Raw genomic sequence first — 19,517 nt, 5'->3', positions numbered from 1 at the left:
CCCGCAATCTGCTTGCGGCTCAGAGGACCAAGACTAAGCAAGACGCGCCAGCATTCCAGTTGGTGCCGGGAGACCGGCAAGTAGGCAGTGGAAGTTCACTGCGATGAAGCAGTAGCGATCCACATTGGCCTCAGCCATGCGAAGGCGTCCGCGAGGATGTCGGCGAAGCGTCGGCAGGCGCGCATAAGCCAGCCATCGGGCCGCGAAAGAACTTTTTCTTAAGAGCCGACGCTGTCAACCGAGCGGAGGCAACACGAAGGGGCGCGACATCGCGAGCGCCCGATCGTCTCGGCGTGGTCGCAGACCTTTGGCACGTGCAGAAGCTTCTTGTACGGGACCGGGAGGTGCTCTAATCGCCCCACCGGCAACGATATCGCGCGCCTAACATTCGGCGGGTTTATATCCCAAAGCCCAGGCAAGACGGAGAAGCGGCCCCTCGGGGTGCCGACTGTCGCTGACCGGCGCTCCAGCGCACCACGGCTGAGTGCTGTCCGCCATCTACGAGCAGGACTTCTTGCCTGTTCGTTCGGTGGCAGGCCGGAGCTCAGCGCCCATCACGCCTTGGCGACCCTCAAGGAGGTCATCGGCGGGGTGCTGGAGGCGGACTCGAAGAAGTTCTTCGGGAGTCTCAGTCATGATTGAGTCCTCCGGTTTGCCGGGGATCCACGCCTGATCAGCTTGATCCGGCGGTGGTTGAAAGCGGGCATCTTGCAAGACGGAGCGCTTAATCCAACTGAGCAGGGATCGCCGCAGGGTGGATCGATTTGTGCGCTGTTGAGCAACGTGCACCTTCATTACGTTCTCCACATTCGGTTTGAACGTGACGTGAAGGGACGGTTGCGAGGCTAACCCGACTGCTGAGCTACATCGATGATTTTGTGATCTGTTTCCAATATCGATCGGACGCCATCCGCGTACTGGACGCCTTGCGGCTACGATTGGCGAAGTTCGGTCTCCGTCTGGAGAGGATCAAGGCCAAGTTGGTCGAGTTTGGTCAGTTCGCGCAAAGACACGCTGGCAAGCGCGGCAGCAACCGCCCCGAAACTCTCTACTTCCTGGGTCTGACGCTGTATTGCACGCGAAACCTGAGGTCACTTCAAGACGGGGATGCGCACCGAGAAATCTCGGCTACGGCGTAGCCTTACGGCGGATGTCCTAGATCGACCACCGGATCAAGAACGACGCTTCGGTCGAGGATGCGGTCGCGCCTTTTTGAGCGGTGGTCCAGTGTTGGACTGATGACGCATGACGGCCATCATCGCGAAGGCAAGCATGACGAGCGAGCATGCCAAGAACGGGTTTCGTTGTGATCCAGGCCAAGCTCGTTCTTAGCGGTTTCGACGCTGTGCTCGATGGCCCAGCGATGGCCTTCCACCGATGGCAGCTTCTGCATGGACGTAGCCGTGCGCCACCATGTGGAGACACTGGCCAAGCTGCCGTGGCAATGTTGCGGCGGATCAGGAGACCCCGCGTCTATTCCCCGGCAAGGTCATCGTTGTATTCACTGACTTAGAGATCGGCCAGTTTGAGATAGGCCCAGTCGTGCCAGCGCGAACCTTTGTTCCGTCCGCCGGACGAATGGCGTCACCAGGCCTTCTTGGGAAGGTTTTTGCGCGATGGCGGCGGCGGCGCCGGGGCTCCGGCTTGTCCCAGGACCGGAACACATGATTGGAAGCAATACCCAGAACATAACCTTTGCCGGCCTTGCGCAGCAGAGTTTCGATCTCCCGTGCCATACACGTTGACCGCCGCCACGAACGAGACGGCGCCTTTGCGGCGATCCCGCGAAAGATCATTCAGCGTGCGGTCTTGGGGCTTCGTTGCAAAGCGCACATCCCTCGGCACATGCGCCGCCTTCAGGCGAAGCGGGCTTGTCCGTCCATTCCTTTGCAGGTAGAGTGCCAGGTCGATAAAAGCCATGGCCATGCCGCGCCACATAGGTGGCGAACACCCCGATCTGGCAATTGGTGATCTTGCCTGCCGAGCCGGTGTACTGGCGTGCGACCCGCACGAGGCCTTGCCCTTCTTCAAAGGGCCGGTCTCATCGATGACCACAACGGCTTCCTGATCGCCAAGCGTTTCCAGCGCGTACTCACGGACAAAGTCGCGCAGCGCATCGGCATCCCACTGTCCCTGGCCCAGGATCGCCTGCCGGCGCCAAGGGCCCGGATCGTCAACCGCTTCCGACCGCATCTAACCTATCTTGCGCGGCTTGTTGTCCCACAGTCCGTCGTGACACTGCCGCGCCGCGGCCGTCACCCGCTTCTGCGTAGACAGCGGACGGATGCGTTGCTTGGCATCTCACAACGAGGAAGCCAACAGCGTCAGTGTATCTTGAACTGACGCACAACAAATTCAGATCTCGGATTGTGGTCACCCATGGATTCGGAACCCTCAATCAGTTGTTCGCGGTAGCGGCACTCATTATTGAGCGCCACCGCGCGGATCCGGACGAGCCCAATTAAGGCATCCGGCTCTTACCCTTGGGCAGGTGACCGCGAAGCGCTGTTGTGGCCAAGAATGGAGGATACGGGGTTGGCCATTCTCCGCCAACCTCGTGATATGATCCTGGGGAAGCCGCCTCGTTGACTTCGCCGCCGAGCGTTCGAAGCCAACGATCGGTCACATGGTAGCGAAACGCCGAGAGCGCCCCCATTTTGGGAATGCCATAGTGCGAACTGGCCGTTGACGACCTGTCTCAGCCATGCACCCTGGGCGCGGATGGGTTGATGCATCCGTCGTCGCAGCTCTTCCTTGATGTCCTGAAGCTTCTTCCACGGACTTTCGGGTCTTCCTTTCGAGCAGGAAGCTCCTCGGCGCGACTTACCGCAGATGTGGGTGAAGCCGAGAAACATGAACGTCTCCGGTTTGCCAATGCCGCGCCCTTTGCGATTGGTCGCCGCAGGGCGACCGAACTCAATCAGGTGGGCTTGTCGGGATGGAGCGTCAACGCGAATGCTTCAAGCCGTTCACGCATTTCATGAAGGAAACGGCGAGCGTGTCCTCATGCTCGAAGCCAACCACGAGATCATCGGCATCGCGCACGATAATTATGTCGCCATGGGCCTCTTGCCGCCGCGAGCGTTCGGCCCAGAGATCGAACGTGTAGTGCAGGTAAGCATGGCGAGGCGGTGAAATCACCGGTCCCTGCCCCGTTCCCCTGTCGGCCACGTTACGACCCCGTCCTGAGCCATTTACGGATCAGGCGGATGATGCGCCGCTTGTCGCCGATGCGGCGTTCCAAAAACTGGACCAGCTAGTCTTGGTTCACACTACCGAAGAAGTTTTGCACGTCGGCATCAGTATCCAGTTCATCTTTCAGGGTTGTGAACTACCGGCACGGCGTCCAGCCCATCGTGTGGACCTCTACCGGGTCGAACCCCCGTAGAAAAAGCCAACGAAGCCGCCTTCGTAGATGGCGTTGAGCACCATAACGGTCGCGCCCTGAACGATTTTGTCCTGCAAGGCCGCGATCGCCAGCGCTCTCTCCCGACCGTCGGCCTTCGGGATATACGTCCGCGTTACGGTTGGGGACGATACGCTCCTCCGTGGACCGGTCGGTGCAGATCGAAAGCCGAGGCTCCAGATCTGTCTCGAAGTCCTGCCATGTCGCAACATCCACGCCGGGGGCTGCTTTGCGCTTGAGCGCAGAGAAAGCCATACCGAGCGTGTCGGCGTTGATATGGTGGAGAAGCGCGGTGAACCGCTCTTTCCTACCTCTGCCTTGCGCCTTACCGTAGGCGAACAAGCTCCTTCATCACACGATCTCGGCCTTGTGTCCGGAGCGTGCTTTGCTGTCTCGCGTTTCCCTTAGTCCCCGCCCCTCCCTCCATCGCCTCCGCCACCGGACTTCCGGCTTTGTTCGACGACTTCATAGCTACTATGGCGGATTCAGACTTCTCCAGATCGTTCATCGCGGCTACAGCTCCACGCCTTCCCACCGCGGGCCAGACTGCTCCGTGAGCACCTGGACAAGCAAGAGAGCTCCCCGTTTCCGTACAAAACGCTCCTGCACATGCCAGGGCCTGCGACCACGCCGAGACGACCGGACGCTCGCGATATCGCGCCCTTCGTGTTGCCTTCCGGTCAATTGACAGCATCGGCTCTCGGGAATAAGCTCTTTCGCGGCTCGATGGCTGTGCTCCCCTGCCGTCGCTTCGCCCGCATTCGCGCGGACGCCTGCGCACGCCTCGGGCCGAAGTGAATCGCTACTCTTTCATCGCAGTGACTTCCACCGCCTACTGCTTGCCGTCTCCCGGCGCACTAACTGTAATGCTAGAGGAGGTTCTTCCCAGTCGCAACTGATGACCGCTGCCTCACTGCTGACCTTCGGCCGATAAGGGAAATAGGTTACGAGATCGTTGGCGAGGAGAACCGATCAATATGCTCGGTTTGAACCATCGCCGTAGAATTATAGCGCAGATTGTTGGCGCTACTGTCAGAACGCAGTTCTTGCAGATCTTAATGGGTCCTGTCCATTCGCCCACTGGCAGGACAGTGCCCACACTTCGTGCGTCTGTTTTTATGGTCCATGGCAGGCTCTCTTCATGAAAGTGGAAAAGAGTACGGGCCACTTTGACATGCGAACTGTGAGCCCAGGGATCGCTCTCCCGAAGCTTAGCCTCAGACGGGCAGCGTGATTTGATGAGAAGCCACAGCTCGCTTCCGACGTAAAGGCATTGAGCTTGTCCAAAGGATCACAAAGAAGATCTGTTCGGCGATGGCCGTCTTAGACCATAGCAGGCTTGCCTCTGAACGACTTGTGATTCTGGCTCGCTCTGAGTTTGTCCAATTTCATCGCCTCTACCAACGCCTCCTCGAATATGTCGAGGCCTTGACTTAGCGTATCGGAGTCGATGGTGAGTGCGGGTAGAAATTTTATGACCTGATCAATGGCCCCGCATCGTTCGATAACTAATCCCCTTTCAAAGGCGTTACGCGACGTCGCTTCCGCGGTTTCTGCGATTTTACAATCGAATCCCAATGCCATACCCCGCCCTCGAACAACAAAGTGGCTTCCATGCTCATATGCAATAGCGTCAAGTCGAGTTCGCATACGATCTCCCAGGCGTCGAATCTCTTGCGAGAACGTCCGACCTCGCCAATACAAATTCAACGCTGCCTTTGCCGATACGAGCGCAAGGTTATTTCCTCGAAATGTGCCCGTGTGTTCTCCTGGCCGCCATGCGTCGAGCTCTTCTTTGATCAACAACATCGACAACGGCAAACCATATCCGCTCAGAGCTTTCGACATCACGACAATATCTGGCGACAACGTTGCGAATTCAAAACTGAAGAACTCGCCAGTGCGACCGCAGCCCATTTGAATATCGTCAACTATGAAAACGGCCCCGACCTCTTTTGCTATCGCCTGAATTGATTGCAGCCATTCCTTGCGAGCTACGTTTATGCCCCCCTCTCCTTGCACAGTTTCGACGAGGATGGCTGCTGGGCGATCAATCCCGCTGCTGTCATCCATCAATATCTTTCTCAAGTACTCAGCCGTGTTATTCGCTGGCCCAAAGTAGCCGTCGTACGGCATGAACGTAGCACCGGATAGAGAAATGCTGCTGGCTTTCCGGTAAAAGCGATTGCCGCTCGCGGCAATCGCTCCCAGGCTCATACCATGATATCCATTTGTGAACGAAATAATATTTTGACGTCCTGTTATTTTGCGTGAGAGCTTTAATGCTGCCTCAATGGCGTTAGCTCCTGTCGGTCCCGTAAATTGAAATCGGTACCGCAGATTTCGCTCCTGAAGTATGATAGAGCTGAAGGTCTCCATAAACTCGATCTTTGCGGGTGTTGCCATATCGAGCCCATGAACCACGGCGTCGGACGCTAGATACTCGGTAATAGCAGTTCTGATCTCGTGATTGTTGTGGCCGTAGTTCAGCGTTCCGGCACCGGAGAGGAAGTCGATGACCTTTCGACCACTCGTCGTCAGCATGATTGAACCGCGCGCCTTGCTGAAAACAGCTGGAAAAGAGCGTGAGTACGCGCGGACGTTCGATTCTAGAGCTTCGATAACTTTCATGTTGCACGCTGCAGTTAGTTCACTCATGTGGTCATCTCCTCCGCAAGCAAGCGATTCACTGAACACCCGCTGCCAACAATGGACGGCTATGCATTCCTCTATCCCTAGGTTTCGGCGCACCTCTCAACGTATTTGGGTTCGCGACGCACATCTACCGGAAGCGCCTCCAACTGTTATCTGAGAACCGGCCGGGAGAAACCTACTAAGTCTGAGAGTCTTCCGCGCTTTTCACAATTTGTCTGTTTGCGCTGCCATGTCAGGATACACCGTCCTAGGTTCTTCACCAACTTCATCGAGATTCCCTCGTATACGCGGTCCCACGGATGAAAAAGGTTTGTCAGCAGGTTGCGCGGCGATCGGTGCGTTCACGGACTCCACTGTGAGGGCGACCTATAGTTGACGGATGTCCCTAAAGAGATCGCAAATGCAACACCCCTGTACCCGGATCGCGCGCCAAGCAGCTCACTCTTTCACAAAGAGCGCGCGGGGTGTTTTCGCGAGACGCTCTGCACCATTCTCGGTGACGAGGAACGTCTCGCTAAGGACATAACCAATGTCCTTCTCCTCCCACATGCCGCAGATCATATGCATGGTCATGTTCGGCACGAAGGTCGTTGTGTCCTCTTGCTGGAGGCTGGCGGTCGGCTCCAGCCAGTCGATGCCGATCGAATATCCGATGCGTGACGTCTTGGTGTAGCCTCGCGGCACGATGACTTTCTGGAATGCATCGGAGGTGGCGCCCCAGACATTTCCGGGCCGCACCTGCTCAATTGCTTCTTCCATCCCTTCCAGCACAATTGCATGGATATTCTTGAGCGCCGGGCTGGGCTTCCCGACCGAAACGGACCTCGATAGCGCCGCGATATAACGGCAACGGCTAGCACCGAGTTCGATATTGACCGGATCACCGAGATTGTAAACCCCGTCAGTCCAGGTGAGATGCGGGGCTCTCACGCGCTGCTTTCCTGCGGCCACCTTTGGGAGGGGGATACGGTCGCCACCAAATTCGTCGGTGCCGCGTACAAGCGCTGCAACCAGAGCCGCACCGGCGTCGCGCTGGCGAACGCCAGGGCCAATCGTGTCGACCACAGCCCTCATCGCTTCATCTGCAATAGCGGCGGCCTGACGCATATACGCGATCTCCGCCGGAGATTTGATGAGCCGCAGCCGGGTGATGACGCCACTAAAGTCCCTAAAAGCAGCGTTCGGCAGCAGCCTTTTGACCTTTTCCCAGGAGGCGGCGCTGAACGTGCCGGCGCTCATCTCGACGCCGATGCGCCTCGATGCGAAGCCCATCGATTTAAGATGGTCGCAGATGAAGTTGAAGCCATCCTTTTCGCAGATACCCACGAAGCTCTCAGGCAGGGCAATCACGTGGGCTGTATCGAGGTAACAGGTGAGCGTCGCCGTAGGTGCATCCATCGCGCGCGTAATGAGAGTCGGCTGCGAGCCATCGGCGGGCACGATCACCACCTGTGGAATGTAGTGAGCTTCTGAGTTGTAGCCCGTGAGATAATATTGGTTGGCGGGGCTGAACACGAGCGCCACGTCGAGCTTGTGCTCGTCGAGCTGCCTGCAGGTTGCCTCGAGACGGGCAAGGAACTCCCGCCTCTCGAAAACGAGCCAAGTGGTCATGATCCCTCTATCGCGCTTACGGACTACCACGGCGATCGATAGGGCAATGGTAGAAGCGGCTGTAAAATGTGTCGCCGTTCTCCACCATATCTCGCAAGAGCTTAGGCGGGGTGAAACGGTCGCCAAATTTGGCCTCCAGCTTGCGACAGAGCTCAAGGAACTTCTTGGTGCCCATGGAGTCGATATAGGACAGCGCGCCCCCTGTGAAGGGCGCAAAGCCGAATCCCAGGACCGATCCTACATCAGCCTCGCGCGGATCGGTGATTACTTGGTCATCTACCGTGCGCGCCGCTTCCAACGCCTGTACTACTAAAAAGCGCAGCTTCAGCTCCTCCACATCGAGCGTATCCGGATTGAGACGCTTCGGTTGCATTTGGATAAGGCCGGGCCAGAGGCTTTTCTTCCCCTTGCCCTTCTCTGGATAATCATAGAAGCCCTTGCCGTTCTTGCGGCCGAAGCGGCCCTGATTGTCCACCAACTCGACCAGCAGCCTTTTGTGTGCCTGATCGACCGCGTTCCGGCCCAGATCAACTTCGGTCGCCTTCATCACCATTAAGCGAAGATCCAACGCCACTTCATCCGATAATGAGAGCGGTCCGACCGGCATGCCCGCCATCTTAGCACAGTTTTCGATCATCGCGGGTGGTACGCCCTCCAAAAACATTTCGGTGCCCTCGGCGATATAGCGTCGCACGCAGCGATTGGCGAAGAACCCGCGGGAGTCGTTCACCACGATGGGTACCTTGACGATCTGCCGCACATAGTCCAGCGCGGTCGCGACTGCGACATCGCCAGTGTTCTTACCCCGGATGATTTCGACCAGCTTCATCTTCTCGACCGGCGAGAAAAAATGGATGCCAATGAACTTTGTTTGGTCGTCGAACTGCTCGGCCAACGAATTGATCGGCAACGTCGAGGTGTTGGAGGCAAAGATCGCGCCCTCCTTAAGGAACGGCTGCGCCTTTGCGTATGTGTCGAACTTCACTTTGCGGTCCTCGAACACCGATTCGATTATGAGGTCGCAATCTTTGATAGCAGCGTAATCGGTGGTGGCGGTAATGCGGGAAAGCGTGTTGTCGCGATCACCTTTATTGGCGCCGCCCCTTGCGATGAGATCATCGAACACTGCTTTGGCGTGAGCTTTTGCCTTGTCCGCGCTCTCCTGATGACGGCTAATCAGGACAACATCGATACCAGCGATCGCCGAGACATAACCGACGCTAGCACCCATGAAGCCTGCGCCGATTATGGCGATCTTCTCTACTTTCGTAGGCGGGACGTTCCGCGGCCGCCGCGCGCCCCTGGCCAATTCTTGAGTCGAAAGAAAAAGGCAGCGGACCATCGCCTGCGTCTCCTTCGAGCGAAGGATGTGCGCGAAATAGCGCGATTCGACACGAAGCGCCGCATCCATTGGTAGCTGCAAACCTTCGTAGACGCAGCTGATGACCGCGCGCGCGGCCGGATAGTTGTCGTAAGTTTCGCGTCGATGAAGGGCGTTAGCGGCTCGAAATATCATCCTGCTGGCATTAGAGAAGACCGGGCCGTTCGGTAGCTTAAACTCCTGCTCATCCCAGCGCGCCACTGCCTTGCCGCCGTCCCTAATCCAGTCCTTTGCCGCCCTGATCAGATCAGTTTGCGCAACGATGGTGTCGATCAGCTTCAGTTCTTTGGCACGCGCCAGATTCATCTCGTGACCCTTGAGGAGGATCTGCATTGCGTCCTGGAGCGCAACGATGCGCGGCACACGCTGGGTGCCGCCGGCGCCCGGAAGCAGACCAAACTTTATCTCAGGTAGGCCAACTCGAGTCTTCGGATTGTCAGCCGCAACGCGGTAATGGCAGGACAGCATCAACTCGAAGGCGCCGCCCACGGTGGGCCCGTTGATCGCGGCGACCCAAGGTTTGCGTGACGTTTCGATTGCACGAAAGACGAGCGAGAAGCGGCGGCTCTCGTCGAACAGCATCTGGTTCGCGGCCAGCTCGCCCTTCTCCCTCAACACCTGACCGAAGGTGCGGTTCATGCCTTCGACCATCGAAGGACCGAGGCCAGCCGAGAGAGCTTCCTTGGCGGACGTAATGACGACGCCCTTGACCGCCGCATCGATTGAGACCTGCTTAACGATCTCCCCGAGCTCGCCAGCCGCAGTCTCGTCCAGCACGTTCATCGACTGGCCGGGAACATCCCATGTAATTAACGCAATGCCGTCGGCTTCAGTCTCGACTTTGAAGTTTTGCATTTGATCCTCCATTAACGCCGACTGCCACGCTGCGCCAGAAATACCCGAAATTGCATGGCGCAAACGCGCTTCACGGCACGCACGAATTCATTCCAATATTGCGGGCTCGCAGTTCGCTTCGGCGTCTCTGCCTCGGTATGAGCAACGCGTTCATACCCGCTCAATTACGGTTGCGGTTCCCATACCACTACCAACGCATAGCGTCACCAGCGCGGTTTCCTTATGAGTGCGCTCAAGCTCGTCGAGCACGGTACCGAGGATCATGGCGCCTGTGGCGCCGAGTGGATGGCCAAGCGCGATGGCGCCGCCATTGACGTTGATCTTATCGATGTCGATCTCGAAGGCCTGGATATAGCGCAGGACGACGGAAGAGAAGGCCTCGTTAAGTTCGAAGAGGTCGATGTCGGACTTCTTCATGCCTGATCGCGCGAACAACTTTTTAGTGACATCGACCGGACCAGTCAGCATCATCGCGGGTTCCGAGCCGACGCTTGTGAAAGCGCGGATTTTGGCGCGAGCCTTCAGGCTGAATCTGATTCCCGCCTCCTTGCTGCCGAGCAGCACAGCGCCGGCTCCGTCGACGATGCCCGACGAGTTGCCGGCATGGTGCACATAGTTGATCCGCTCGATCTCAGGATGCGCCTGCACCGCGACCGCATCAAAGCCCGTCATTGCCGCCATGTCAGCAAAGGAGGGTTTCAGCTGTGCCAGCGACTGCATGCTCGTGTTCGGGCGAATATGTTCATCCTTGGCGAGAATAGTAAGACCGTTTATGTCCTTCACCGGCACGACGGACTTCTCGAAGAGGCTGTCGTCCCAGGCTTTTGAGGCGCGCTTGTGGCTCTGCACCGCATAGGCGTCGACGTCGTCGCGTGAGAAGCCATATTTTGTGGCGATCAGGTCGGCCGATACGCCCTGCGGCATGAAGTAAGCGGGCACGGCAACGGAGGGGTCCATTGACCAGGCTCCGCCGGAGGCGCCGATGCCAACTCGGCTCATGGATTCGGCGCCGCCGCCGATCACCAGTTGGTTGTGGCCGCTCATGACCTGAGCGGCAGCAAAGTTGACAGCATCGAGGCCGGAGGCGCAGAAGCGACTGATCTGCACGCCGGGTACAGCCTCACCAAGTCCCGCCTTCAGCGCCGCGAAACGCGCGATGTCCGAGCCGGCCTCGCCGACAGGATCGACAACCCCGAGAATAACGTCATCGACAGAATCTTCCGGTAAGTTGTTTCGCTCCTTCAGTGCCTCTATAGGCACAGCGGCAAGCCGCAGCGCAGTCACCTCGTGCAGCGCGCCGTCGGACTTACCACGGCCGCGCGGGGTACGAACGTGGTCGTAGATATATGCTTCAGGCATAATGTCCTCGTTGACTGATGACAATCATGTAACACCGGATGGAACTTGGGATGAGCGCCAGGATTTTCCTCGGACGCCCCGCGCATCTGCTCGCCGGAACGGCATGCGCGAATCCGCAAATAATCCACTTTGATTGCACGCTCAGCACTCCCTCAGAGCGACTCCTGACGCTCACCGCTGGTGACGCCGCCCCTCTAATAAACAAATGCATCTCTCCCTCTCGGAAGTGACAACGGGTCTAAGTGACCGAGAAGTTCGCCCATTCTTCGCATATATGCAGTGTTACTAGCGGTTAGGAGCAAAGGCCGTGCCAAGGCTCTTCAGCACCATCAATCCTTAAAAGGCTCTCAGGCTGCAGTTTGGGTCAGTGTTTTGGACCGGACAGACGTACGTTCCGTCAGAAACCGAACAGAATTTGCACTCGTTGGTGTGAAAGACGTCACGGTAGCTCGCGGAACGCAAATCTGCGAGTGTAATACGGGTGAGAAGCGATTCTTGGCCAGCCTCCCAGTTCGCGCGGCGACACTCCGGCCAAATTGATCGATAGACCGATTGGAGTTGCCAAGCAGAACGGGCTCAAGGGGCAGCCTGCGCCGCAGCCGGCAAGCGTCTCGATATCGAGAAGGGCCTTAGGCCGATGAGACGACACTGGACGGACGCAAACTCTGCGCGATCGATCTTGCGATTTACGTCAACAGCAAGTTCGAAGTCGTGGAATTGTTAGCCCTGCACGGGTTGTGACTCTTTGGCAATGGCAGGATGGCGCGTTGCGCGAGCCTTGTCGGTTGTGAACATCCATTTGATGGGGGTGCGGGCAGCATTTCGTTTGCGTCCCCCGGCGGCGATTTCGCGGCGCAGCCGCTTGGGATCGCCGATCCTGCGATCCAGGCACTGACTCCACAGGACGCCGATCTCGATCTCCATGATGTTGAGCCAGGTGACGTGCTTGGGGGTGTAGTAAAACTCGAGCCGTCGCAAGAGCCGCCTTGCTTCGGCTGGCGGGAACGCCTGATCGAGTGCGCCCGCGGAGTGGATCGATAGGTTGTCCTGAACGACCCGGATGGTCTCGGCATGGGGATAATAGAGGTCGACGTTGTCGTGCATGCAGTGGACGCAATCTTCTGCTGCACACCGCTCGGTGAACTTGATCTAGTGCGAGGGACGATGCACATCGAGGAAAACAAAGAGATTGACCGTGCCGCTGCTACAATACTCGTAATCGTAGCGTTCGAGCAGACCGGGCGCGGCCGGATTCGGCTGACGCGCCTCGCTGATGAGTTGCACCGGGCTTTGCGTCGAAGCACAGGACCGGCCGCTTTGGATCGGGCGCCTCGGCATAGAGATCGGGCAGTCCTCCATTCGGGCGACATATTCACCGTCGATGTGTGGAGTGCAATACATATCCCTCCGCCAGGGCTTAAGGCCATTTTCCGCCAGACCCCGCCGGAGAGTTTCGTGCGACAGGCTCTTGTGTTCGGTAAGTTCGATCATCGAGCCCACGCAGAAAGCCGCAGAACACCAAGGAGGCTGCGATTTCTAGCGCCTGTCCGGGACCGAAGCAGCAGCCGAGGAAGTCAAACTTCGCGTTCTCATAGCTTTCCTTCTGCCTGCTGTCCTTACAGTAGACGATCCAGCTTTGGTGGGGTGCATCTCAAGCTCGCATTCCGCGAGTGGAGTCTGGAGATCGAGGCTTTGGGGTTCCGCTTCTTGCTTGCTCCGGCAGTGCACTAAAGCGGGATGGGGTTAGTCTGAATCGATTTGGGATTCCCAGCTCAGTCGGTTTCTGATTCACCATGCTGGCTGGACGGAGGCCAGCATGGATGGGCAAGCCGTACTCTCTTGATCTTCGCAAGCATGTTGTGGGCCGCGATCGAGGGCGGGATGTCCCGCAATCAGGCCGCCAAGCAGTTTGGGGTGGCAATCAGCACGGCTATCGGCTGGATGAAGCGCGTTGATGGACCGGCAGTGTCGAGCCTAGCTAGATCGGCGGCTACAAGCCGAAGGCAATTTCGGGTGAGTACGCGGTCTGGCTGTCGCAGCGGATCAAGGACGGCGATTTCACCATACGCGGTCTCGAAGCCGAGCTCGCCGGGCGCGGCCTGAAAGTCGATTATCACTCGGTATGGGACTTCGTGCATGCCGAGAAGCTTAGCTTCAAAAAAAAGCGTGGCGGCTGGCGAACGCGATCGTCCCGACGTCGCGCGGCGGCGAGCCCAGTGGGCAAAGTATCAAGATCGCGTCGAAGCTGAACGGCTGGTCTTGATCGACGAGACTTGGACCCGGACCGATATGGCGCCCTTGCGGGGGTGGGCGCCGCGCGGGAGCAGGCTTCACGCAAAAGTTCCCCACGGCCGCTGGACGACCATGACCTTCCTGGCCGCACTGCGCCATGACCGGATCGATGCGCCATGGTTCATCGAGGGGCCGATCGATCGCGTGAGCTTCCGCACCTATGTCGAGAAGGTTCTCCTGCCGACCCTTCCGCCCGGTGACATCGTCGTCTTGGATAATCTCTGTAGCCACAGGAGCAAAGCGGTTCGCCAGCTCATCCCTTCGGTCGGCGCCAAACTCTTCTTCCTGCCAAAATACTCGCCAGACCTGAACCCGAGCGAACAGGTCTTTGCCAAGCTCAAGCAGCTCGTCCGCAAAGCTGCCGCCCGAACCGTCGACGCGGTCTGCACCGCAATCGGCCATGCACTCGATGCCTTCACCTCCGAGGAATGCGCCAACTACCTCAAAAATTCAGGCTATCGAACCTAATGCCATCACGCTTTAGGCATCGCCCGGGGGACTTTCACCGCGCAGGGCTCATGGATCCGTACGTGAGCCTCGCGGCTCATACGGCTCTTATCGTCCAGCCGTTGCGCCGCATAGCGCAGGCCAATGGCCGAAGAGCGTTGGATCGCGCAAAGAGACCCTGCGGATCCAATCATCGCCGGCGACGTCGCTTGAGGCTAGTTTTGAGCCACCACCGGACGCGCGAAGCATCGGTTCAGGTAGCGCAGTGTCGGATAAAGTGGCGAGTTATAGTAAGGGGATGTCGCGCTTCATGTTGAAGTTCGCGGAGCGGCCGGTGCGGGAGTCTGACCTTACGCGGCCTTCCTCTCCTGCTCAAGCGGAGCGTGGCGGGTCTGAATGGCCTTCAGAGCCGACGCGAGGACCGGCAGTTGCTTGCACGTCTTCAGGCGGCTGAAGCCCATTAGCCGCCTCGATCATGTCGGTAGCGTCCAGCGCAACCCATGCTCGCGTCACGCCAGCATTTGGCGTTGCAACAAACGCGACGGATCGTGCTGTTCATGTTCTCGATGATGTTGGGTATCAAGCAAGCGAACGCCCTAGTTCCAACGGCAGGCCAAGGCGCATCACCGTGAAGATCTCATCCCGGCCTTCGAGGATGCAGGCCGATGCGCCCGGTGTCTCAAGCTCTAGTCGAGGGGCCAGATTCTTGATCAGATGTTCGGCGCGCCCAGGTAATTGATTTGCCAGGCCGGCGGCAGCCCTTTCTGACTGTCGCATGGAGATGTTTCGACAAGCGCTCGACAATATTGCGAGCCTTATGAACCTGGCACCGCGGATCGGCGTGTGACTGCCGAAGTTCTGCCGGATCGCCCTCTCCGGCGCCTTCGCGCCGTCAACAATGAAGAGGCCGCAGATGCCAGGATCAAGGCCACGCCACACCAGCTTGTTCAGGAGTGCTTTGTACGGTAGGCGCATTCTCTGTCGCGCCATCGACAACGGCCAGATGAAGCGTCTCCCCATTGCTGTCGAACCCCAACGCGCCACGAGGATCAGATCATCGTCGACGTGAAGCCCCATCGATCTGGACCGCGAGCAAATTGAGGCGCGACAGATCGGTGGCCCCCCTCCGCCATCCGGGCCGCGGAGAGTTCACCGAACCGGCGCAACACCGCAGATTTGGAAGGGCCGGCCAGCGCCCAGCCTGGCCGGCATATCGCCCTGCGGCAAACGGAGGACCCTGCCGAATTTGCGGGTCCAGACGTTGATGAGCATCAGGTTCATCGCCCATTTTCGAGCCAATCATTGCAGGCTCGCCAAATCGACGAATGTGCCAAAGTGGTGCCAGGTTCAGACTCAATTGATCCAGTCGGCAGATGGTGGCGAGGTGGATGGCTGCCAAGAATGGCTGGCAAGTTTGTCCTAGTGAGTCGCGACATGCCTGAAGTACCTGAGCCGGCAGAAACAGCGCTCGATAACGTTGCGCCCTTTGTAAGCGCGTTTGCTGAAGCTGTGAGGATCACCCTGTTGGATTTGTTTGGAATGACGAGCTTGGCGCCGCGATTGACGATTTCGGCGCGAAAGCCGTCGCCATCGTAGCTAGATGGCGGCCTGATGCAGGCAACCGAGCGCGAGGTTGCATCCGCTCACTTCAGCTGAAAGCGGCGGGTCATATCGCTGGCCTGACCGATCGTCCGCCTCGTCGATTTCTCTCAAACTCCGCAAATTCTGAAACAGCGTCCGCAGCCGTTGCACGGTTGTTGATTGAGCGAAATCAGGCAATCCGGCGTCGAGCTACAGCCGTCGCGCGTTGCAAATGCCGTGCTTGGATATCCAGAGGCCTCTTCTACCTCTTCCAGGTTACCGCGCTTGCGCTCGAGTTCCGAAAACGCATCGTGCGCCTCCTGCGCTTTCGCCACGATTAACGTCCAGTTGGCGGGAAGTTCCCCTAAAAGGTCACACAGATCCGTCTTGGCCCGCGTCGCTTTGGCCCATAGTGTCCTCACCTCAGTTTTCAAGATTTCAAGATCGCTCATGAGATGCCCTGAATCATTTGCTATGCGCTTGAAAGTCTCTCAGTACTTTTGTGCGCTTTATTTCGAACATTTCTTTTGGTTCGATTTTTCGCTGACCAGCTATTTGAAGTAGGTAATTCCACGTTGCTAAGTTCGCAGTCCACTCATGCTGATGTCCTTCAATGGTCTGAAGTTGCAATGACATCTCTTAGCTAGCGTTAGCAAGGAGCGTACCAGTGCAGCCTGACGTTCGAGTGTTCGCGCGGCAAGACGGAGTATCGTTGTAAACCCGACATGGTGCTCAGAAACATCCCTTTTTAGCCCAACAACGTCATCCCGTTCTTGATCACCGTAGCGCCACGCGCCCTCGCCTCGAACGAGATTACGTCGCCATCCCTCCACATCTCCAGCGTCACAGTCTCTCCAGGATAGACCGGCGAAGAGAATCGTGCCGAGTGCCGTTTGAACGCTGTCGGATCATAGTCGGCGTAAGTTTGCAAAATAGCCCGGCAAGTGATGCCATAGGTGCACATACCTTGCAGGATCGGTCTGGAATAGCCAGCAAGTTTCGCGAATGTGGGGTCGGAGTGCAACGGGCCGCGGTCGCCGCACAAGCGATAGATCAGCGCCTGATCGGGGCGGGTCAAAATATCGACTGTCCGGTCAGGCGCGCGGGTCGGGACATGATGCGGGGCGGGTTGGCCACCCGATGATCCGCCAAAACCGCCGTCGCCGCGCGCAAAATACGAGGCAACAATCGTCGTGAGCGGCTCACCCTCTGTATTCTTCAATACGGTCTGGTGCTGGATCACGGCGCCCTTGTCCTTGCCCTTGTCGAACACCGCAAGCACAGTGGAATCAGCTGTGATGTTAGCGGCGGTCGCAAGCGGCTTGTGGAAGATGATGTCGCGCTCGCCGTCCAGCAACATTACGTGGTTGAGGTTCATCTCGCCGGGTTTCGCACCCCAAGCAGCCACGGACGCGAAGGTCGGCACCACCTTCAACGGGCGCGGCGTCGCGGTCGCCTCATTGACAAAGGCGAGTTCCTCCTTATCCAGCGGATCGGCACCCATGCCGATAGCGTACGCGTAAAGCATTACCTCGCGATCGCTGTAGCTATATTTCTGGTTGAGATTCTTCATGGCAATGAGCTGTTCGTAGTCGATCGGCATCTTTTTGAAACTCCTCCTGGGCTGAAAGTTAGCGGTTCTGTTGTTGCGGCTTTCGCGTCCGCTTGGGTGCCCCCCCTGTCCCACAGCAAGAGAGTGGATCAAGTGGAGAATGGCGGCCCGTCGCTTTCGGTTGGATCACCAGCTTCGTCCTCCGGCTGCGTTCATTTTCCCGAAATCGCAATGGACGAAATTAATCTGCAACGGGTGATGCGCGAGCCGTTCGCCGTCTGCGCCGACGGGAAGTAGAGGACCGGTTGCATTCAGCGAGTTATCCATGAGATTTACGATGGCTCGCCCTCCAATTGCTTAGATTCACGGGCAAGCAAATCACATACCAAGTCGCTCGATAGAAAATATCGCGCCTTTTCTAAGGAGCCCGTTCGTTTTGCGACGCGCGTCGGATTAATGACACGCGTTTCGAAGGAACCACACGAGTCACGACTGCTCCGTTACAAATCGCGCTGATCAGCGTTCATGCATAGGGAGGCTTGCATGCGCCAAGCATGAGCCACCTCGTGCGGCAGTTGACCAAAATAACGATCCCTTGTAGCCCGCGACATACATACGAAACGCCGCGCTCCAGCTGGTTGTAACCCAACTGAGAATGCAGACGCTTCAAGAGCGCCGCTGCGGTTTGTGCGGGTCACGCATCCATTCCACCGGTAGAGCGCACAGAAGCTCCGTTGCGTTGGCGAGCGATACAACCGCCACTGCCAGCGCCTCTTCTTCAGGTCGACGACGGCACTGTCTGGTCAGTTCCTCGATTTGCGCAGCAAAGGCAGGGTTTTCTGAAATGCTACTATTATCCGATCTGGAACTCGCTTGGTACCCGCAGGGGCACGAATGGGCAGGCGATTTGGAATCGAGAGAGAGGCTTTTGAAGGCGATCCATGGTCAGCACTTTGCCCACTTTTCGTTAAGTATCACCCTGTTCTTCCCACGTTGCAGGGGGCGGGCCAGTTTCCTTGCTACGATCAGAACAGGACATTGGAACCGGTCGCGGCCTGTAATTCCCGCTCAGCGTCTGCCCGGATTTCATCCGGCATTTCTATGACGTGGGTCAGTTTCAGTCGTCAGGTAGTCAAGAATGACATCGAAGCAATCGAGCGGGTGATGCGAGAGGTCTGTGGCGGAGCGATTGGTCAAGGGGCGCATGAACACTAATATCACGATCCGCACGGTCACGGTCGAAGACGATCAGGCTGTCTTCATGCAGGTAGTGCGATAAGGTTGTATTTGGGCGACGGGCGCCCAAGTTGATTTGGCGGGTTTTGCTACACCGCCCCTAATGCGTTCGGCGTGGTGCATCGAAGCCACGCCTTCGACCAGTTCACGTACTCACGGGAGAGCAGCCGCCTGCGCTGCGAGCTAGCCGTCGTGATTGTCAACTCCATGTCGACAGATAGGCAGATGATGTTGGTCCCCGCGCCGCCATGAATGGTGCCGATAGTGACGACCGCGCCATCCTCGACCGTCATTTCGCGAGAAACCATCTTCTGCACCTCGTTCAGCGAAGGCGGCGGCGATAGTGGTTGCGTCGACATATTTTCAGGCGAGGCGACATGCGCCATCAGTAAGTAAGCGTGAATTGATTAGCAGATTTTGTTACCGTTCCACTCCTGTGCGCCGAAGCTAATCGCGTAGATGGGCGGAAGGAGCCGGCTTTGTCGGTGGCGTTCTTGAGGATGGCGACGACTCGACTTGTAGGAAGGGGTATTGAGCAGTAGCGCACGGGAGCAGGCGACGTAGACGTGCTTATGGCCAAAGCGCCATTCCATTGTCGGTGAGAATCGTGTGGATCTTGTAGGGGACCGCCGCAATAAGAGCTTCCAGGAAGGCCGCGGCCGAGGTTCCTTCCCGTCTTCCTGCCCAGTTGCACGAACGCGAACTTGCTGGTCCGATCGATTGCGATGTAGAGGTAGAGCTTGCCTTCAGCGGTCTGGAGTTCGGCGATGTGGATGTGGAAATAGACCAATCGGATAAGCCCTGAACTTCTTCTTCGAGGGCTTGCCATTTCGACCTCCGGCAATCGGCTGATGGCGTGGCGCTGGAGGCAGCGATGCAGGGATGACCACGTCAGATGCGGGATGGCAGGCTGCAGTGCATAGAGGCAATCGTCGAGTGAGCAGCAGCGTGTGCCGCCGGAAAGCGACGATGATCGCCTCCTCCGCGATGGAAAGGACAGTGGATTTGGCTCCTTGGGGCGAGTCGAACGATCGGTGACGGTCTCGCGCTGCTTCCACTTCGCGACAGTCTTCTGATTGAGGCCCAGTCGTGCCAACGCGGAGCTTTGGTCCCTTCGCCGGACGAGAGGCGATGCCAGGCCT

The 19,517-nt window shown here is 57.9% G+C and carries 10 protein-coding genes and 4 pseudogenes; 1 reads left to right on the top strand and 13 read right to left on the bottom strand.

Features of this window, described 5'->3' with window-relative positions:
* Positions 1 to 1,584 precede the first annotated feature (1,584 nt).
* From I6F12_RS10685 to I6F12_RS10655, 7 genes and pseudogenes are all read right to left on the bottom strand, one after another.
* The gene (locus I6F12_RS10685; protein WP_225156162.1) at positions 1,585 to 2,193 is read right to left on the bottom strand and encodes a transposase; all 609 of its coding nucleotides are present in this window, start codon (positions 2,191 to 2,193) and stop codon (positions 1,585 to 1,587) included.
* Positions 2,194 to 2,946: 753 nt separating this feature from the next.
* Positions 2,947 to 3,141 carry a hypothetical protein gene (locus tag I6F12_RS10680; RefSeq protein ID WP_225156161.1) on the bottom strand — a complete coding sequence of 65 codons (195 nt, stop codon included), beginning with the start codon at positions 3,139 to 3,141 and terminating at the stop codon, positions 2,947 to 2,949.
* 1,588 nt (positions 3,142 to 4,729) lie between these two features.
* A complete protein-coding gene (ectB, locus tag I6F12_RS10675) occupies positions 4,730 to 6,064 on the bottom strand; it encodes a diaminobutyrate--2-oxoglutarate transaminase (protein ID WP_225156160.1) in 1,335 nt (444 codons plus the stop codon).
* Between the two features lie 435 nt (positions 6,065 to 6,499).
* Complete coding sequence (locus tag I6F12_RS10670) at positions 6,500 to 7,672, bottom strand: Xaa-Pro peptidase family protein (RefSeq protein WP_225156159.1); 1,173 nt, start codon at positions 7,670 to 7,672, stop codon at positions 6,500 to 6,502.
* Between the two features lie 16 nt (positions 7,673 to 7,688).
* Positions 7,689 to 9,908, bottom strand: coding sequence for a 3-hydroxyacyl-CoA dehydrogenase NAD-binding domain-containing protein (locus I6F12_RS10665; RefSeq protein ID WP_225156158.1), 2,220 nt, complete (start codon positions 9,906 to 9,908; stop codon positions 7,689 to 7,691).
* 150 nt (positions 9,909 to 10,058) lie between these two features.
* Positions 10,059 to 11,267 (bottom strand): acetyl-CoA C-acetyltransferase, encoded by a 1,209-nt coding sequence (locus tag I6F12_RS10660; RefSeq protein ID WP_225156157.1) that lies wholly within the window; start codon positions 11,265 to 11,267, stop codon positions 10,059 to 10,061.
* A gap of 720 nt (positions 11,268 to 11,987) precedes the next feature.
* Positions 11,988 to 12,764, bottom strand: a pseudogene (locus tag I6F12_RS10655) (IS630 family transposase); the annotation flags it as partial.
* 323 nt (positions 12,765 to 13,087) lie between these two features.
* Between I6F12_RS10655 and I6F12_RS10650 the strand changes: the two are divergent.
* Positions 13,088 to 14,027: pseudogene (locus I6F12_RS10650) on the top strand (IS630 family transposase).
* A 558-nt stretch (positions 14,028 to 14,585) separates the two neighbouring features.
* Here the strand turns inward: I6F12_RS10650 and I6F12_RS10645 are convergent.
* From I6F12_RS10645 to I6F12_RS10620, 6 genes and pseudogenes are all read right to left on the bottom strand, one after another.
* A complete protein-coding gene (locus I6F12_RS10645; RefSeq protein ID WP_225156156.1) occupies positions 14,586 to 15,083 on the bottom strand; it encodes a hypothetical protein in 498 nt (165 codons plus the stop codon).
* Between the two features lie 345 nt (positions 15,084 to 15,428).
* Positions 15,429 to 15,601 (bottom strand): annotated as a pseudogene (locus tag I6F12_RS10640) (IS5/IS1182 family transposase); the annotation flags it as partial.
* Positions 15,602 to 15,715: 114 nt separating this feature from the next.
* Positions 15,716 to 16,039 (bottom strand): CCE_0567 family metalloprotein, encoded by a 324-nt coding sequence (locus I6F12_RS37470; RefSeq protein WP_345944166.1) that lies wholly within the window; start codon positions 16,037 to 16,039, stop codon positions 15,716 to 15,718.
* Positions 16,040 to 16,335: 296 nt separating this feature from the next.
* Positions 16,336 to 17,190 (bottom strand): MaoC family dehydratase, encoded by an 855-nt coding sequence (locus I6F12_RS10630; RefSeq protein ID WP_225156155.1) that lies wholly within the window; start codon positions 17,188 to 17,190, stop codon positions 16,336 to 16,338.
* Positions 17,191 to 18,464: 1,274 nt separating this feature from the next.
* Positions 18,465 to 18,761 (bottom strand): hypothetical protein, encoded by a 297-nt coding sequence (locus I6F12_RS10625; RefSeq protein ID WP_225156154.1) that lies wholly within the window; start codon positions 18,759 to 18,761, stop codon positions 18,465 to 18,467.
* A 199-nt stretch (positions 18,762 to 18,960) separates the two neighbouring features.
* Positions 18,961 to 19,513, bottom strand: a pseudogene (locus I6F12_RS10620) (IS481 family transposase); the annotation flags it as partial.
* Positions 19,514 to 19,517: the final 4 nt, after the last annotated feature.

Origin of the sequence: Bradyrhizobium sp. IC4059 (assembly GCF_020193615.1) — a bacterium.
Taxonomy (GTDB): domain Bacteria; phylum Pseudomonadota; class Alphaproteobacteria; order Rhizobiales; family Xanthobacteraceae; genus Bradyrhizobium; species Bradyrhizobium yuanmingense.
This window is presented reverse-complemented; position numbering and strand designations above follow the sequence as displayed.

What these genes read in the sequence shown, in the direction of transcription:
- I6F12_RS10685 (WP_225156162.1), bottom strand. Translation starts at nt 2,193, where the DNA reads ATGCGGTCGGAAGCGGTTGACGATCCGGGCCCTTGGCGCCGGCAGGCG.
- ectB (WP_225156160.1), bottom strand. Translation starts at nt 6,064, where the DNA reads ATGAGTGAACTAACTGCAGCGTGCAACATGAAAGTTATCGAAGCTCTA.
- I6F12_RS10670 (WP_225156159.1), bottom strand. Translation starts at nt 7,672, where the DNA reads ATGACCACTTGGCTCGTTTTCGAGAGGCGGGAGTTCCTTGCCCGTCTC.
- I6F12_RS10665 (WP_225156158.1), bottom strand. Translation starts at nt 9,908, where the DNA reads ATGCAAAACTTCAAAGTCGAGACTGAAGCCGACGGCATTGCGTTAATT.
- I6F12_RS10660 (WP_225156157.1), bottom strand. Translation starts at nt 11,267, where the DNA reads ATGCCTGAAGCATATATCTACGACCACGTTCGTACCCCGCGCGGCCGT.
- I6F12_RS10645 (WP_225156156.1), bottom strand. Translation starts at nt 15,083, where the DNA reads ATGGGGCTTCACGTCGACGATGATCTGATCCTCGTGGCGCGTTGGGGT.
- I6F12_RS37470 (WP_345944166.1), bottom strand. Translation starts at nt 16,039, where the DNA reads ATGAGCGATCTTGAAATCTTGAAAACTGAGGTGAGGACACTATGGGCC.
- I6F12_RS10630 (WP_225156155.1), bottom strand. Translation starts at nt 17,190, where the DNA reads ATGCCGATCGACTACGAACAGCTCATTGCCATGAAGAATCTCAACCAG.
- I6F12_RS10625 (WP_225156154.1), bottom strand. Translation starts at nt 18,761, where the DNA reads ATGGCGCATGTCGCCTCGCCTGAAAATATGTCGACGCAACCACTATCG.